This is a genomic window from Niabella pedocola (assembly GCF_021044425.1).
Classification (GTDB): Bacteria; Bacteroidota; Bacteroidia; order Chitinophagales; family Chitinophagaceae; genus Niabella; species Niabella pedocola.
On sequence record NZ_JAJNEC010000008.1, the window covers coordinates 1 to 17,034 of the forward strand.

Below are 17,034 nucleotides of genomic sequence, written 5' to 3' on the forward strand. Positions count from 1 at the left end.
CTAATGTTATTTGCTTTTTGACTTACCTTTTCGTTGTCACAATTTAATGTGACTGAATTGTGCTATTGCTTCCAAACTTTCAAAGATCTTTGCGTATTCATTACCCCTAAAAGGCAACTTCTACAACTTGCTAATACCACCGGATTTGAACCAGTATCGCGCCTTAATCGCTGTATCATCTTAAAAGAACTTTATCAACCAACCCGTTTCGTTATTTACACTCCGTTTCGGGGTTGCAAAGATATGTTTTCTTTTTCAAACCACCAAAAAATTTTAATTATTTTTTGATGTAACCAATTATGTGTGAAGAACTTACCCTTGAATTTAAAAGCTTATTTTTTGCTACCCTTTATTTTCAGGCGGACTGCAAAGATACAACTTTCATTTTGATTTTAGATACGATCAGTAAAATATTTTTTCAATTTTTTTCTAACCGTTCGGTAAGTATAAGCGGAATTTCCAGCAACAATTTACTGGTATTCATTATAGAGTAGATGCTTCTGAAACACAGACTGAATCAGTGTTTCAGCGTTTTGAATCTTTTATTTTTCTTCTCAGAGAACTCATCCGTTTCGCAAACGGAGTGCAAATATAGAACGTTTTTTTGAACCGCCAAATTTATTTGAAAAAAAACTGTCTTTTTTTTCAGTCCTCTGTCGAATGGCCTTGCTACGTTGTACCAGGCGCAGCATTTAGAACGTTACACAAACCAAGATCTTACCGCTTACAGGCGCCTATTCATCAGGCGAAGGAACAGGTAGCGGCTGCGCTGCGCCCGTGCTGCAAATCCGGTAATCTTATCCATCAGTGTCTGTCGTATTTACCACTACGCTGACGGATCCGTTAACCTTAAGCTGCCACACCCAAAGGAATTTTCAGTACACCGGTTTACAGATCATTGCGAAATATAAAACAAGTGCCTATGAGCCCCTCCTTTCGCATTTGTTTTATAAGCTGGGAATAGCTACCCTTTTTAGAAAACACCAGGGCCAGGGCAACCTGCCGCTGCTGTAAACGACTCGGCCGCTCCTCAAAGAAACAGCGGTATAGCACTATAAATAATAGATGAAAACGGGCTAACGTACCGGATAGGCTACCTGTGTAAGTGTAAGGCCATGCGCCGGCGCATCAAAATACGCAGATCCGCATACCGCTTTTTTTATGATCGCCTCGAAGGCCTCCATATCCAGAGTTCCGCGGCCTACCCGCAGCATGGTGGCTACCAGCGCACGCACCATCCCCCGCAAAAAACGGTTAGCGGTTACCTGGTATTGGTATACACCCGCTTCCAATACCCAACGGCTTTCCATCAGGTTACAATTGAATGTTTTTACCTGTGTGTTGGTCTTGGAAAAACTACCGAAATCCTTAAAGCTTTTGAGTAAGACGGCCGCTTCGTTCATTAACCCAAGGTTTAGGGGATAGGGATAAAAATATGCAGTGTCGGCAAGAAAGGCATTCTTGAACTGGTATACGGTATACCGGTAGCTACGGCTCAGCGCATCAAACCGGCAATGGGCGTCATCCGCCACCAGCCTTACCTCTTTAATTACAATATCTCCGGGAAGGATCGCATTCAGGTTATAAATCCATTTTGCATTAAAATCGCGATCCCAGTCGAAATGAAAAAAGTTCTGAAAGGCATGCACGCCACTGTCGGTACGGGAAGACCCGGTAAAAAGCGGGGCCTCCTTAAAAAAAACCATAAACGCTTTTTCGATCTCTCCCTGGATGGTGGCACCTGTATGCTGGATCTGAAAACCACTATATCGGGTACCCTTGTAGGAAACTTCTAAAAAATAACGCATCGTAACCGGGCGGCTAAGGCTGACAGCTTTTAGCCGCCAGTTTTCAGCACTTAACTATTTAATAAGACTGTTGAACTTTTCTTTGTAGTAGGTATCCTTGAGCTCGGATTGAAGCGTGCTGAAATTCTCGGGATCAGAAATATGTGTACGGGACGCTTCAAAGAAGTTATATTTTCCGGCATTGGATAAAAACATGCTGCTGATATACTTTACCTGTGCCGCCGTATAACATTTACTTTTAAAGGCCCGACGGGCTTCTTCAATCATCAGATCGTCGTTGTCCTTACCGGCCATATCCCTGCGCAGCTTAAGAAAATCACTTTCTGTAGCTACCGATTTACAGTTGCCTGATGCAGCTTTAGGCTCCTCCTTTACTTCTTTTTTATGAACAGCGGCTTTCTCCTGGGGAACGGCTGGTTTTTCCTGCACCGCAAATTGCTGATCGTTTTTTGCTGCAGGAACTGGTTTTTCTGCTGTTTCCTTTGGTGATTCCGGTGTTTTTTCCTCGGTGGTTTCAGCGGCAGGTATGGTAATTTCGATCTGCTCTGCGGCTCCATTGCTGCGGTCTTCATATACAACCACTGTTCCGGTTCCGGAAGAATGCTGCGACAACTTCACTACGGCATTTTTCCCGGTTTTAGGTGCATTGTTTGGTGCAGGCTGGGGCGTTTCTGCGGCCACCTGCTCCCGGGGTGCTTCCTCCTTTACCACGGGCTTTTCTTCAGGCTTGGGCTTCTCGAGCAATGAAGGATCGTTGGCGGCCTTCGAAAGTATTTTTGTAAAATCGCTCACATTGGCGTTCTCCGCCACAGGTTGCTGTTGTGCAGGCGGCGGGGTTTGTACAGCAGCTGTGGCTACCGGTTCCTGCTTGGGCGCTTCTTCCTTTACCACCGGTTTTTCTTCCGGTTTCGGCTGTGGTTTGGGTGCTTCGCGACGCGGTTGCGGCTTGGGCGCCTCCGCCTTTGCCAGTGCAGCGGCTTCCTCTGCGGTGAGCGGCTTCTGTACATCCATCGATTGAAGATCGAACAGGGACCAGCCCTCTGTCCCAAAATTTTTGATCAGATACCCTTTATCCTTTGAGTCGATCTTGAAACGGAAGGTCATTTCAGGGCTTTTATTATCCTGAAACCCCACCACCAGCCGGTAATCGCCATCCTTTAATTGCGGCAGAATAAGGTACCCCGACGAATTGGCTTCAATACGCTGGCCGTTGATTTTTATGTAAAAAGGTTGTGCAGGTTCGGTTTGCAGGTAAACAAAATATTTGGATTGAACCGAGTATTGAGCGAAAGAAACAAAGCCAGTCAGCAGAAAGACGATCGCCAGTAATAAACGCTTATTCATGTTGTATATATTGTTCTAAAATGATCCTATCTAAATGATTCTTTCAAACAAAAATAAACGAATAATGCGAGGTGGGAAAGTTTCTGGTTTAATGTTTCTTCAAAGAAATCCCTTGAACGGGTTTTAAGCGCTCAAGTTTAACGTTTACTATTGAAATCCGTTTGGTCGGCAGCGATCCGTCTTCAGCTTTCAGTTTTCAGCCGTTAACTATCCGTTATTAACCGGGAACGACAGTACAAATTACAAACCGGCACAGGGTGTACGACGCAATCGAACCGGGAACTTTAACCAGGCTCCTGAACAATTCTTCTTACCAACTGCCTCCGGCACCCCCGCCGCCAAAACCACCACCGCCGAAGCCACCAAAGCCGCCGCCACCTCCTCCGGACCAACCGCCACCACCACCGCCGCCTGACCAGCCTCCGGGTATGATCCAGCCGCCATTGCCGCGGTATCCCCGGCGCGAAACATAACCCCCACCTCCACTGCCGCCGCCGCTCATAAAGGCCACAAATACAATAACAACGATTACGATCAGGAGAATCGTTCCAAAGCCTATGCCTTTGCCCCGTTCATGGTATCCATCCGGCGCCTTAAACCGGCCGGCAGCTGCCTGTATCAGCGCATCGGTTCCTTCGTCCAGTCCGCGGTAATTGTCGCCCCGTTTAAAATCGGGGATCATGATCTGCTGTACGATCTGGTCTGCCACCAGGTCGGTAATGGCGCCTTCCAGCCCATACCCTGTTGCAATAAACATCCCGCGATCCCGGGTACCTGCATTCACCAGCACCACCACACCGTTGCTAAACTGTTTTTGTCCGCCCACGCCCCATTTTCTGCCCAATGCAATGGCATAATCATCCTTCGAGTATCCTTTCAAATCGTCTACGATCACTACCGCGATCTGATTGGAGGTGCTGTCGTCGTAGGCTACCAGCTTGCGTTCCAGCGTTTGTACCTGCTCGGCTGTTAAGAACCGCCCGGTAAAGTCGTTCACCAGCCGCGGCGGGTTGGGCGGATTCGGGATCACGGATTCGATCTGGGCAAAAGCCCCCACCGTAATCAGCAGAAAATATAGTAAAAAGAATTTCTTCATTGGGATCATTAACTTCCAAAAACGATATCGTCGGGGAGTTCGTTCTGGTCGGTAGCCCTGTCAAAAGGGAAATACTGATGCAGTCCTTCACCGATCTGGTGGATGTATTCGCTGATGCCGGTGGCAAAATGCTGCTGGTTAAAATGTTCCAGGATCTTTTTTACCAACCCGTTCCAGTACATGCTCCCGGTTCGCTGGTAAATACCTTCATCTCCAAAGATCGCCAGCTGCCGGTCTTTTACAGCTACGTACAGCAACACCGCGTTCCGGTCTGCCGTATGTTCCATCTTCAGCTTAAAGAATACTTCTGCCGCCCGATCAACAGGGTCTACATATTTATTATGACTTTCGATGTATACCCGTATCTCGCCACTGGTACGGCTTTCCGCCTGGCGGATGGCTTCCACGATCTGCTCTTTTTCAGTGCTGGTGAGCACTTCCTGGGGATGTCGGTTAAATAAGGAAAAAGCCACGTTATCTGAATTTAATTGCTACATTTTGATCAGCACCGGCTACTGCCTGAAATCCCTCCCGGGGTTTAAAGCCCAGGACCCCCGCAGCAATATTGCCGGGAAAACTTCTTACAGCGCTGTTATATACCGCCACTGCTGCGTTAAAATCATTCCGTGCTACCTTAATGCGGCGTTCATTACCCTCTAACTGGGTCTGCAATCCGCGGTAGGCTTCCGTTCCCTTCAGCGTTGGGTACCGTTCTATCACAGCAATGATCCGGTTGGAGGCAGCTGCCAGAGAATCCTGCAAATCCGACTGCCGGTTATAATTTTCCGGCGTCGGTTCCCCGCCCAACCCCTGTTGTGCACGGCCGCGGGCCTCCGCAATGGCTACCAGGGTCGATTGCTCAAACCCGGCAATCCCTTTAACGGTGCTCACCAGGTTGGGCGTAAGATCGAGACGGCGCTGATAGGTGTTTTGTACCTCACTCCATTGCTGCCGTACTTTCTCGTCCTTTTTTACAAACGAGTTATACGACACCAGGAAATAGATGCCAATAACCGCCAGCACCGCAACAAGGATCAGACCGGATCGCTTCATCTGTTACGGGATTAGAATTTTACATTTGGCGCTTTTTCAGCACCAGGATCTGCCTTAAAGCCTTCTTTGGCATGGAATCCGAAGATACCACCTAGGATATTCATCGGGAAAGAACGCACTTTTACATTATAGCTGTTAACAGCGGTATTGAACGTTTGCCGGGATGCACGGATATCATTTTCGATACCTTCCAGCTGCCCCTGCAACTGCAAAAAGTTCTGATTGGCTTTTAATTCCGGATAGGCCTCCACGGTAACCAGCAGTCGGCCCAGTGCGCTGGTCATCTGGCCCTGTGCAGCCTGAAATTCAGCCAGTTTTTCAGGTGTAAGATTTTCCGGGTTTACCTGAACCGATGTTGCCTTTGCACGGGCATTGATCACATCGGTGAGGGTTGATTTTTCAAAATTTGCAGCACCCTTTACGGTTTCCACCAGGTTGCCTACCAGGTCATTTCGCTTTTGATACTCACTCTGTACATTATTCCAGGCTTTATTTACATTTTCCTGCTCCTTTACGAGGCCGTTGTAGCCATTGCACCCCATAAAGCCGAGGATGACCAGCAGAACAACAATGATTAACGTAACTCCTTTCATGTGATTGTGTTTTTGGATTTGATGAAACAAATTTAAACGAAATAATACACCAAGTTATCAAATTATATTCCATATTCCTCATTTTCAAACGGTCAGATCGGCAAACCGGCCATAAATACCGGTCAAAGGGACGTAAAATGCGTCATATTGGATTCGAAATGTAAGCCCTGAAAGCTGTGTGACCGGGTTATGGAACCTTCTTATGGCAAATGAGTAAGCCAAATATTCAAGCGGTATTGCAAATGCAGCTAGGTTTTATATGCCGGGCTACCGGTCCTGAACAAATAACGGCCCTGGCATTGACAATTTTTTGATAGCCTCTTTATTAACACCCGAACAGATTAATGGCTCCTGCAAGCATTGAACAGCTCACAGAAGCCATCTCTTTTTTATTCAAATTCTGAATACTGCAATTTTCCCGGCTACACCATCTCCTGCATATCGACCAGTTTTTTATAGATGCCGCCCTGGATCTGCATCAGCTGCGTATGTGATCCACGCTCGGCAATTTCACCCTTATTCAATACAATGATCTCATCCGCATGCCGAACCGTGCTCAGGCGATGGGCGATGACCAGCGAGGTGCGGTTTTTCATCATATTGTTAATGGCATCCTGTACCAGCCGTTCACTTTCCGTATCCAGCGAAGAAGTGGCTTCATCCAGGATCAGGATGGGAGGATTTTTTAAAACAGCCCGGGCAATTGTAAGCCGTTGTTTTTCGCCACCGCTCAATTTAGCGCCCCGGTCGCCGATATTGGTATCAAACTGTTCGGGTTTATTTTCAATAAACCGGTATGCATTGGCCACTTTGGCGGCACTTTCCACTTCACTCATAGGAGCGTCTGGGTCAGAAAGCGTAATGTTATTGCGTATGGAGTCGTTAAAAAGGATGGGCTCCTGGCTTACGATACCAATTTGTTTTCGTATCGACTGCAGACTGTAGTCTTTAATATTGACCCCATCGAAAAGGATTTCGCCTGAAGTTACATCATGAAACCGGGGTACCAGGTCCGCCAGGGTGCTTTTTCCGGCGCCGCTGCTGCCCACCAGTGCTACCGTTTTCCCTTTGGGAATAAACAGGCTTACATTTTTAAGGATGGGGGTATCATTATAGGCAAAAGAAACATTCCGAAATTCGATCCCCTCGTTGAAGACTTCCAGCTTTTGGGTACCGGTATCTTCCACATTATCGGGCGTGGTCAGTATCGCTTCAATACGTTCGATAGCGGCAGCGCCCTCCTGAACCCTGAAGAACGATGCGGCCAGGGTTTTGGCAGGGTTGATCATCATTGCAAATATGGCAATAAACGCGATCAGATCACCAGGGCCCAGGGTATTTCCATTGAGGATGAGATTGGCCCCGAAATAAATGATCACGCAGAGAACCACAACGCCCAGTAATTCCGTTAGCGGGGAGGCCAGATCCCGGCGGGCCGATATCTTTTTGTTGATGCCCAGTAAGGTATTGTTGAGTGTTACAAACCGGTTGTTCAGTATTTTTTCAGCAGTAAAGGCCTTAATAATACGAATGCCCGTTAGTGTTTCATCCAGTATGGACAGGGTATCACCCACCCGGAGCGATGCTGCGTTGCTCTGCTTTTTAAGCGTACGGCTGATACGGCCAATGATAAAGGCCGTTGCCGGCAGGAGGATCAATAAGAAAACCGAAAGACCAGGACTGATGACAACCATTGAAACCAAATAGCTAACCACCATTACCGGGTCTTTGATCAGCCCTTCCATGGTATTTACAATGGAGCTTTCCACGAGGTTGGCATCATTGGTCATACGACTCATGATATCTCCCTTTTTTTGCTCGGAAAAATAGCCCACCGGCAGGCTTAGCACTTTAGCGTACAGGTCGTTTTTCAGGTGAATGGTGATGGAGCTTCTTACCGGTACCGAAATCAGCGAGGATATATACAGCAGCAGGTTTTTCAGAAAAACTGAAATGATCACCATTATACAACAGAGCAGTACGGCATGCATTTGCTGCCCGCTGTTAACCAGCTTTGTCAGTTCCTCGCCTATATAGTGCCCCCCCGGAATCTTGTTCAGGATACTTTGTCCTCCAATGCCATCCACCTTAAAAATAAGCGACATCAGCGGGGCCAGCATCCCGAGAGAAACCACAGATAAGGAGGATGCTATAATCGTAATAGAGATATAAAGGATGATCTTCCACTTGTAATAGCCAATATACTTAAATAACCGGCTGAATTTTTTTGACCCCATTTGCGTTCATTCATTAAAACGCGCAAAGTTACGAGAAAATACGGCATTTGCTGTTTTTACGGCGGAGCTGGTAAGATTTTGGCGGAAGTTTTGCTGCCACATCTACGGTAATCAGTAACTATAACCGCTAATCGATTGGCCTTTTTGTATTCGCGCCAGCCCCCAGGAGAGCGTTCACCCGTAGCAATCCGATACCCCGAAGCCGTTTAGTCAAATGCGTAGGCCGCAGAAACCAGAATAAAAATTCTGCAAGAAAATCACCGTTCGTTCGCCCTATCAATAAAATAGACGATTGGGATCATTGTATCTATTTTGCAATAACCGCTGATCCCCAGGGGTCACAAATGGGCACAAAGGGAATCCCCTCATTATGACAATAATCCGTAACCGCCTTTTTTACACCTTTATATTCATCATTATTATAATCATGAATTAAAATAAATCCTCCTTTAGATAACCTTGGATAAAAATATTTCAGGCCTTCAAAAATAGGTTGATATAAATCCGCATCAAGGGATACAAAAGCAAAATCATCTTCAAGTCCTTCCAGTGAATCCGGGAAATAGCCTTTTTTAATGATACAGTTATCAGGCTTGCTCATTTTATCCAATACCAATGCCACGTTGGTATCCGAAAAATCCTGGGTACCGGGGCTGTAATCATGTGCCTTTTCCACGAGTACATCCTTTTCTGAAAAACCACTAAACGTATCAAAGAGGTAAAGCGTTTTTTCCGGAAAAGCTTCATTGATATACTTGGCAAAATCACCACGATACACACCCAATTCTGCTACAGATCCCTCCACATTATTTTTCCGGATCTCCTCCGCTATAAGTTCAAGTGTACTGATCCGCACATATCCCAAATGAACCGGAACATAAAATAGCCGCTCCCTGCCCAATGCCTGCATGGACTCTTCAAGAACAAACTTATGCGCCTCTAAATAATCTTGTACCAGTTGTCTTTCCATTGTTTCACTTTTAACTGTTGTTTTTTTTTATACCTGGCCACCATACGCAAACGCACGTGTTACAACCAGGCGTTTTCAGCCAGTACCCTATTGCATATCTCCTGCCTATGGCGAAGACACCCAACTCACAAGGATAATCATCAAAAGAAGGATGCTCTATGGGCAACCTCTTTCAGATGAATCAAATTAATTTTCGCAATTATCTAAATGCGCCTGCTTGTTTCAAAACGCAGGGGAAAAACTACTTGTGTAAATTTCATTTTTCCATTAACTCGCTACAAAATAGTATTCTTCATTACTATCAAATAGCTGTCTTAGTTCGTTAATCGTTAAGGGCTTATTTTTATCCAGCCAGTTAGTTAAAGTATAAACTTCCAGTCCGCAATCGTTTAGCAATGCATAAAGTTTTTCTGGTGTTGTTCCATAAAACTCTGATGAACCCAAACCATGCTCGAAAACAATTACGGGTTTCCATTTTTTTATTGTATTGATTGCTCCCCGCATTACAGGCAGCTCGCCTCCCTCCACATCTATTTTTATTAAATGTACAGGATGATTTTTAGGCAACACATCATCCAGCAGATCCGTTTTTACCTGAATAAGGGTATCTTCTTCCTCTTCCCTGTCGTACCTTCTTTTTATAAGGCCACTATATGCCGGATTAGAAATGACATAGTTAAACGAGGACACGCCTTTTGTATCACTCAATGCCAGTTCAAATATTTTACAGGTTGTGTCTTTATACGCTGATGCGAGATTTTCGTATAGATCGGGTATTGGTTCAAATACGTAATGGGTACCATCGGGAGCATATTTTGAAATAATATTTAAAACATCTCCAACATTTGCTCCGATGTCAATACAGTTGCTGCTTTTTTTACAAACGCGCTTTATGATTCTTTCGGTTTGTACATCGTAAAGTTCACCTTTGGAAAGCGGGATCTCCACCTCTTCCTTCTGCTTCTTTCCGGAAAATATTCTCTCAAAAAAACGGGGCATGCTCATAGCGTTTGCAGCAATATATTTAAAGTAGTATAATATCCACAGCAGGATTCAAATAACGTAGTCTATTACAAAGCTTCTAAAGCTCTGCGCTCAACTCCGTTTTCGAACGTTGATAATGTCCGAACCCTGTTTTCTTTACGTAAGGATATATTAAATACTTTATCCAGGTCTTTGTAACATTTGTTTATTTCAAAGAACGTATTAAATGTTTCCTTTGCCTTTTCACTGATTTTGCTCCGGTATTTGTCATCGGTAAGCAATGATTGAATCCCATGTGCAAATTCCTCCGGACTATCGGCTCTCAAACACCCGTTACCATCTTTTATAGGTAGTCCATCCAATCCTCGTAAATTACAAACAATGGGCAACCCGTATGACATTGCCTCTACCACCTTTACCTTCACTCCCGTTCCATTCAACATCGGGCAAATAGCAAGCTTTGCCTTGTGATAGTATTCGCTCAAATCATACACAAACAAGTGCTTTTCCACATTAGGAAAGGAAGGAAAATAGTCACAAATTTTTCCTATAACGCAAATCCGTATATCCTTTGGCAGCAACGGATATACTGTATTAAAAAACCAGTTAATTGACTGTTGGTTATTGTCATTTTCGCTTCCAACATATATCAGATCATATTCCTGGCTCTCAACCAAGCTCGCACCCAAACTATTGTCTTTGTACATAATGGGCACAAACCGATGTTTGACGGGCAAAAACTGACTAAACAGATATTGCTCATCGGCAGATTGAGACCAGGTTTCATTGTATATGGACAATAATTTCATTTCCCGCTCAAACGTTTTCCCAAGCTGAAAACCGGCTCTACCTTTAAACTGAGCCGTCATAAAATCATGCGTATCGATAATCAATTTAACACCTTCCACATTAGGGTTATTTTCCAGCAATGTTGACCAGGTTACATAACTCATAATAATGCAATCGTATTTCTTCTTTTGCAGCAGCTCATTAAAGTTTTGATGAAGATGTACGGTAGTATAGTCGTCAATAACAGCGTTCCCGTTTCGTTTGGCTCTCTTTTTCCGCAGTTGATTGGGAAGCTTCGATTTAAAATAGTATCTAAAAATATTATCCTTGGGCATCCGCAGCTTAATCGTATGTAAATTACAGTGAGGGAAAAGTCTATTAAACTCTTCGTAGTCTGTATTATTCCAGTCGCCCCATTCTTTTACTCCCACATAATCCAATTCAACATATTCATGACGACTGTTGAAGTATTCCAACATTTGAAGCACATGCGTTCTATTACCAGCATCCCTTCTCGTAATAGGATCAGCCATAAAGTAAAGAATCTTTGTCTTATTGATCATACTATAATGTTTGATAGCTGGCGTTCAGCGGATCCATCTTACCTGAACACCCCCTGATAAATAATGTGGTTTTTCATTGCAAAGAACGCAGCTTCCTAATAAATCGCAACAGCTAGTTGCATATTATTTGTTAAAACTTCGCAAAACACTCCTTTATCAGCAGTTTAGCGCGTTCCCGATAATGGTATATAGGTTTTCTTTTTTATGATTTTTCTGAAAAAATGTCCCGGCTTGCAAACGCATTTCATTGTAAAAGTCGGGAGTTTGCAGGAGCTTTTGAATGGCTGCTGCAAAATCCGGGGCAGACGCCGCTACCACACACCCGTTCTCTGTTTTATTCAGCAAGCCATCCACCCCCCGCGGACTGCATACCACCGGCAGTGCATAAGACAATGCCTCAACAACCTTTACTTTTACACCGGTGCCACTCAACATAGGGCAAATAGCCAGTTTTGCCCGGGGATAATAATCCTCTAAATCTGCCGCATAAGGCACTTTATAAATATTTTCCCGGTCCGGAACATACCGGTGGATACTCCCAACCACACAATACCGCACAGATGCATCTAAAAGCGGATAAACTTCCTTAAAAAACCAGTCAGCAGCCTTGATATTATGCACATTATCTCCGCCCACATAAATAATATCATAGTTTTTCGCTACTGCTTCCATCATCGTGTGATCCTGCGCACAAAAAGGTACCAAAACCACTTTCTTATCTACAAATTGCTGAAAAAGATAACGTTCATCCGCAGATACCGTCCACACGGCATCAAACAGGCTTAATCGTTTTATTTCTTTATTAAAGGCACGTCCTACATTAAACTTTTTCCACACCCGCTCCTGCGCCGTCATAAAATCGTGCGTATCAATAATCAGTTTTGCATTCCCTGTATAACGGTTCTCCCGCACCAGGTTAGCCCAGTGTGCATAGCTTATTATGATATAGTCATACCGGTGCTTTTTGAGCATTTCATTGAACAGGTACTGATTGTATGTTGTAACAAAACTAGGCAGCGAACGTCCGGAGGATACATCACGCCCCAGCCGCTGAATCCTGTAAGCCAGCCAATGCCGCAGGCTCCGGATATTTTCAGGTTTCCTGTTCAGGTGATAGATATTACGAACAAGACCTGTCTGCTTTAAATCATCCACCTCCGTATCACTCATCGGTCCGCCCCAGGTATCATTACTGTGCACATAATCAACGTCCATATCCAGGTGATGAAATGCCTCAAGATAATTCCATGCCGTACGTATAGCTCCGGCATTGTTTTTCATAATATTGAACGGAATAAAATACAACAGTGACTTCTTGCTCATTTCAAAAACTGGATCATTAAAGTTTAATTTACCGGTTATAGCAGCCATTGATCCCTGGATCATTGCTCTTCTGCATACTCCAATGTGCTCCGTACTCCCGAATTACACGCTGCGCTGTATACAATAACAAAATAATTAACTGATAATTAAAATATTATGAGCCAATCGCTGATAGCGTTCACCGGGCTTCGTAGCAGTACCGGGCGGTAAAAGCCGACACCGTACCATGCATTATTACAAAAATACAGCCCAATAACGAAAATACGTTTACTGTTCCTTCAAAATCGTGAGCAGTAAACGTACCCTATGTACTAATGATTTTAATAAATCCGGCTAATTTAAAGGCACAGGCGTACAAAAAGATAACGCCCGCATTCACCAAAACAGACATCCTGCTGTACATACCCGGGGCTGCGGAGGCATCCCGATCCGGTCTGCTCTTTACGATTTATATAGCGGTAAAACAGGTTTGGGCCGGCCGGAACTTAGGCTTCCATATATCCATTAGCCCGGTAGCTGTATTTGAACTGCACTGTTTCGCGGTAGATGCTTTCATTGGTTCCCAGGTTAGCCCGGGAATTAAATGTATGAAAGATATGATAACCTACAGCTGCCAGTTTTACTTTCTTCTTTTTAACACCCAGGTTGATCAGGCGTTCTCCCAATTCAGAATCTTCCCTGCCCCAGCCCTCAAACCCGCTGTAGTATCCGTTTACCTTTACATAATCATCTTTCCAGAATGCCAGGTTACATCCTTTTACATTGTGCGATTTACGGGGATTTACAAAAAAACAGCCGGAGAACAGCGGAACCCGCAGGGCATTAAAACGGTTGTTGAGGCCCGCCATAAAAGAATGCAATCCTCCAATATTTTTAGTACGCAACAGTTCATGGCTTCTTCGCTCGTTGATCAGCGTACGGCTGCCCTGTACAAAATAACCCTCGCGCGCCGCTTTTACATGATCCGCAATGAACTCGCGGTGCATTACAATATCGCCATCAATCTCAATAATGTAATCCGATTCGATCTCTTTTATCGCTTTATTTACGATCAGACTTTTACGAAACCCCCGGTCTTCATGATACACATGCTTTACAGGTATCCCATGAATTTTTACAAAATCACTGATACACCATGCCGTGCGTGTGTCATCACCATCCTCCGCAATAATGATCTCATCGGGCCTCCGGCTCTGGTACAAAACGCTTTGCAATACCAGCTGCAGGGCTTCCGGCCATTTATAGGTTGAAATCAATAATGCTACCTTAAAAGGAGTTTTTTTCATATTTTTCTGTCTTTCTGCTTTTTTGGTTTAGACCGGCTTACTGAAACGATCATTTCCCCTCAAAACAACGTAAAAAACCGCTGTACCGCAACACCTTTTGCCAGTTTGATTTATTCTGGATCTCAAATTTATCAATTCTTTTACATCTTAAGGTTTCCTCCGGCACCGAGAAGACGGGCGATAAAACCTCTTTAAGCCTGCAACGTTTCCCTCTGTAGTTTCTGTTTAGCCCGCAAAGATAGTTTTTTTACCATATACGAGGTCCAGAAATCCCTTTTCGGGCAGCCGGATGCCCCCTTTATTTATCAAACTATCATTAAATTTGCCTTTTTATTATCTTGTTTTATGCAATTAACAGCCTTAGATAAATTCGATCAGCTTAGTCCGGAAGATTTTAAAAAGAACTATTATCAGCATAATAAACCGGTGGTGATCCGGGACCTGGCCCGCCAATGGCCTGCTTTTGACCGGTGGAACTGGGATTACTTTATTGATATTGTGGGCGATAAGGAAGTAGGTGTTTATAACAATGTGAAAAGCGACTCCTATACGCCGATTAACACGGCAGACGCCTATATGAAATTTGGCGAATACCTGGAGATGGTGAAAAAAGGCCCTGTTGAACTGCGGATCTTTTTATTTAACATTTTTCAGCATGCCCCCCAGATCGTTTCCGATTTTACCTGGCCCGATACCTACATGAAAGGTTTTGTAAAAAAGTTTCCCATGTTATTTGTAGGGGGACAGGGATCGGTTACGCATATGCACTTCGACATCGATCTCAGCCACATCCTCCACACTCAATTTCTCGGAAGAAAAAGGGTGTTGCTCTTTCCATTTGAAGAACAGCACAAATTGTACCGGAAACCCTGGGAAGTATTAAGCCTGGCGAATTTTGCGCAGTATTATGAAAAATTCGATTATGAAAAATTTCCGGCAGCCAAAAATGCCCGGGGATATGAAGTGATCCTGGAACATGGAGATACCCTGTTTATGCCGGCCGGATACTGGCATCATATGGAGTACATCGACGCGGGATTTGCGATGAGCTTACGGGCGTTGCAAAGCAGTGTGTCCGGCAAGCTAAAAGGCGTGTGGAACCTGTTTGGCATGCGTAATATCGACACACTCATGAAAAAAACAGCACCCAAATGGTGGTATGACCGTAAAGTGAGACAATTGTATACAGACGCAAAAAGAACGCTGGGGTGATTTGCCAAAGGATTTTTATCTCAAAAACCGGCGTCGCTTATCGTCAGATTTTCAAGATCATTACTTTACAGGCGTTAGCAGTATTTTGGCAGTATAGAGAATGAAAAACTCAGCATCAAACCGGGTTCCGACCTTGGGACCTTAGCTGTTCCAGATATTCCAGCTCAGTTCAGCCTGACCCACCAGCATATCATAGCCATTTTTTATAAGCGCCCCTCTTTGCTGGCCTTCTTTTAAAAACGCCGTCAGCGGCGGATTGTAAACCAGGTCATATAAATAATGCCGGGGAGTAATCAGCTCATAGGGCAATTCCGGTTTTCCTTCTGTTTTTGGATAGCTACCCAATGGGGTGGTATTGATAATTAATGGATATGCTTCCATAGTAGCCGCGTCCAGGTTATCATAACCTAATTCATCCTCGCCCGGAGTACGGGAAACATAGCGATAAGCGATCCCCAGTTTTTCCAGTGTATAACGCACCGCTCGTGCGGCGCCACCCGTGCCCAGGATCAATGCCTGCGTATGATGCGGCTGCAGCTGTTGCAACAAGGTGGTTTCAAAAGCCGCCGCATCCGTATTATATCCTTTTAATTTTCCGCCACTGATCCGGATACAATTGCAGGCCCCTATGGACGCCGCTTCTCCATCCAGCTCCTGCAAAAAGGCCATTACCTCCTGCTTGTACGGAATGGTTACATTAAATCCGGCCAGCTCCGGATGTTGCTGCAGCAACGCCGGCAGGTGTTGAATGGACGGCAGCTCAAATGCCTCATACCGGCAGTCTTCTACCCCTTCTTTTTCAAACTTCTCTGTAAAATATCGCTTGGAAAAAGACTGACTCAGCGGAAATCCTATCAGACCAAACAGTCGCATTAAAACGCGGTTTTATTATCCAGGTACAAATCAAATGAATCACCCCGCAAGCCGATGCGCATCGCCTCCAGCGCAATTACCTCGTTGGGAGGTATATTCCCCAGGTTTACATTGCACCCGATCAATTCCAGGAAATACAGCTGCTGGGCTTTCTGCGGTGCCTCCCAAATGATCTTTTCCGAAGGAATCTGAGTAAGGATCTCCTGTACCAGCCCTTCCCGCACTTCACCGGAGCCCCGGTAAATCCCTACATTCCCTGCTTCGCGGGCTTCCGCGATCACATAGGAGGACCCGGCTTCCAGTTCGGCTTTCATCAACTCGATCCATTTATAGGGGGGAATAATATGGGTGGCATCCTTACTGCCCACTTCACTTAACACCGTTCCGTGCTGTGTAAGTTTTTCGATGTAACCGCATTTTTCTGCATGCGGAATACTGATGGAGCCATCACTGACTTCCATATAATCGATGCCGAAGTGTTTACAGATAGCAATATAGTCTTCCACCTGGTTGCGTACAAGATAGGCTTCAAACAATGTACCCCCAAAATAAACAGGAATATCATAGGAGCGGTAAACCTCTATCTTCTTTTCCAGGTTTGGAGTTACCACCGCGGTACCAAATCCCAATTTCAAAACATCTACATGGGGATAAGAAACACTCATAAAACTCTTTGCCTCATCGATACTCAACCCCTTATCCATTACCATTGTGATGCCGTTTGTACGTGGACGAACGTACCGTTCCGGCATCTGCGTCAAATTAAACTTCATTCGGTATCAATTATTAATCGTCGCAAAAGTAACCATTTTGCGGAAGTTTGAGCCACCCATAAAATGCAGACTTCAGAAAAAGCATTGAAAATGAGTTATCAATTGATAAAACCGCCTTAAATTATCCCCG

General features: G+C 44.7%; 16 protein-coding genes. 2 read left to right on the plus strand and 14 right to left on the minus strand.

The window, feature by feature from the left end; all coding sequences use genetic code 11:
• Positions 1 to 807 precede the first annotated feature (807 nt).
• Positions 808 to 1,014, plus strand: coding sequence for a hypothetical protein (locus LQ567_RS24520; protein ID WP_231008562.1), 207 nt, complete (start codon positions 808 to 810; stop codon positions 1,012 to 1,014).
• 62 nt (positions 1,015 to 1,076) lie between these two features.
• Here LQ567_RS24520 and truA read toward each other — a convergent pair whose 3' ends face one another.
• The 12 genes from truA to LQ567_RS24580 all read right to left on the minus strand — a co-directional run bounded on the left by truA (position 1,077) and on the right by LQ567_RS24580 (position 14,046).
• Positions 1,077 to 1,808, minus strand: a complete 732-nt coding sequence (truA, locus tag LQ567_RS24525) for a tRNA pseudouridine(38-40) synthase TruA (protein WP_231008563.1) — start codon at positions 1,806 to 1,808, stop codon at positions 1,077 to 1,079.
• A gap of 54 nt (positions 1,809 to 1,862) precedes the next feature.
• Positions 1,863 to 3,152, minus strand: a complete 1,290-nt coding sequence (locus tag LQ567_RS24530; protein WP_231008564.1) for a DUF4476 domain-containing protein — start codon at positions 3,150 to 3,152, stop codon at positions 1,863 to 1,865.
• Between the two features lie 310 nt (positions 3,153 to 3,462).
• Positions 3,463 to 4,248, minus strand: a complete 786-nt coding sequence (locus LQ567_RS24535) for a TPM domain-containing protein (protein WP_231008565.1) — start codon at positions 4,246 to 4,248, stop codon at positions 3,463 to 3,465.
• An 8-nt stretch (positions 4,249 to 4,256) separates the two neighbouring features.
• On the minus strand, positions 4,257 to 4,721 hold the full coding sequence (locus LQ567_RS24540) for a TPM domain-containing protein (RefSeq protein ID WP_231008566.1): 465 nt from the start codon (positions 4,719 to 4,721) through the stop codon (positions 4,257 to 4,259).
• Position 4,722: 1 nt separating this feature from the next.
• Positions 4,723 to 5,301: a LemA family protein gene (locus LQ567_RS24545; protein ID WP_231008567.1), complete on the minus strand. Its 579-nt coding sequence runs from the start codon at positions 5,299 to 5,301 to the stop codon at positions 4,723 to 4,725.
• An 11-nt stretch (positions 5,302 to 5,312) separates the two neighbouring features.
• Positions 5,313 to 5,894 carry a LemA family protein gene (locus LQ567_RS24550; protein ID WP_231008568.1) on the minus strand — a complete coding sequence of 194 codons (582 nt, stop codon included), beginning with the start codon at positions 5,892 to 5,894 and terminating at the stop codon, positions 5,313 to 5,315.
• A gap of 422 nt (positions 5,895 to 6,316) precedes the next feature.
• Positions 6,317 to 8,131, minus strand: a complete 1,815-nt coding sequence (locus tag LQ567_RS24555; protein ID WP_231008569.1) for an ABC transporter ATP-binding protein — start codon at positions 8,129 to 8,131, stop codon at positions 6,317 to 6,319.
• A gap of 307 nt (positions 8,132 to 8,438) precedes the next feature.
• Complete coding sequence (locus tag LQ567_RS24560) at positions 8,439 to 9,101, minus strand: TylF/MycF/NovP-related O-methyltransferase (RefSeq protein WP_231008570.1); 663 nt, start codon at positions 9,099 to 9,101, stop codon at positions 8,439 to 8,441.
• Between the two features lie 267 nt (positions 9,102 to 9,368).
• Positions 9,369 to 10,100: an FkbM family methyltransferase gene (locus tag LQ567_RS24565; RefSeq protein ID WP_231008571.1), complete on the minus strand. Its 732-nt coding sequence runs from the start codon at positions 10,098 to 10,100 to the stop codon at positions 9,369 to 9,371.
• A gap of 71 nt (positions 10,101 to 10,171) precedes the next feature.
• The gene (locus LQ567_RS24570; protein ID WP_231008572.1) at positions 10,172 to 11,437 is read right to left on the minus strand and encodes a glycosyltransferase; all 1,266 of its coding nucleotides are present in this window, start codon (positions 11,435 to 11,437) and stop codon (positions 10,172 to 10,174) included.
• A 156-nt stretch (positions 11,438 to 11,593) separates the two neighbouring features.
• Positions 11,594 to 12,760: a glycosyltransferase gene (locus LQ567_RS24575; protein ID WP_231008573.1), complete on the minus strand. Its 1,167-nt coding sequence runs from the start codon at positions 12,758 to 12,760 to the stop codon at positions 11,594 to 11,596.
• 485 nt (positions 12,761 to 13,245) lie between these two features.
• The gene (locus LQ567_RS24580) at positions 13,246 to 14,046 is read right to left on the minus strand and encodes a glycosyltransferase family 2 protein (protein ID WP_231008574.1); all 801 of its coding nucleotides are present in this window, start codon (positions 14,044 to 14,046) and stop codon (positions 13,246 to 13,248) included.
• 345 nt (positions 14,047 to 14,391) lie between these two features.
• On the opposite strand from LQ567_RS24580, the gene LQ567_RS24585 reads away from it, so the two are divergent.
• A complete protein-coding gene (locus LQ567_RS24585) occupies positions 14,392 to 15,258 on the plus strand; it encodes a cupin-like domain-containing protein (protein WP_231008575.1) in 867 nt (288 codons plus the stop codon).
• Between the two features lie 141 nt (positions 15,259 to 15,399).
• On the opposite strand, the gene LQ567_RS24590 is transcribed toward LQ567_RS24585, so the two are convergent.
• Together LQ567_RS24590 and LQ567_RS24595 are read right to left on the minus strand one after the other, a co-directional pair.
• On the minus strand, positions 15,400 to 16,131 hold the full coding sequence (locus LQ567_RS24590) for a shikimate dehydrogenase family protein (RefSeq protein WP_231008576.1): 732 nt from the start codon (positions 16,129 to 16,131) through the stop codon (positions 15,400 to 15,402).
• On the minus strand, positions 16,131 to 16,904 hold the full coding sequence (locus LQ567_RS24595; RefSeq protein ID WP_231008577.1) for a phosphosulfolactate synthase: 774 nt from the start codon (positions 16,902 to 16,904) through the stop codon (positions 16,131 to 16,133). Before LQ567_RS24595 ends, LQ567_RS24590 begins: the two co-directional genes overlap by 1 nt.
• Positions 16,905 to 17,034: the final 130 nt, after the last annotated feature.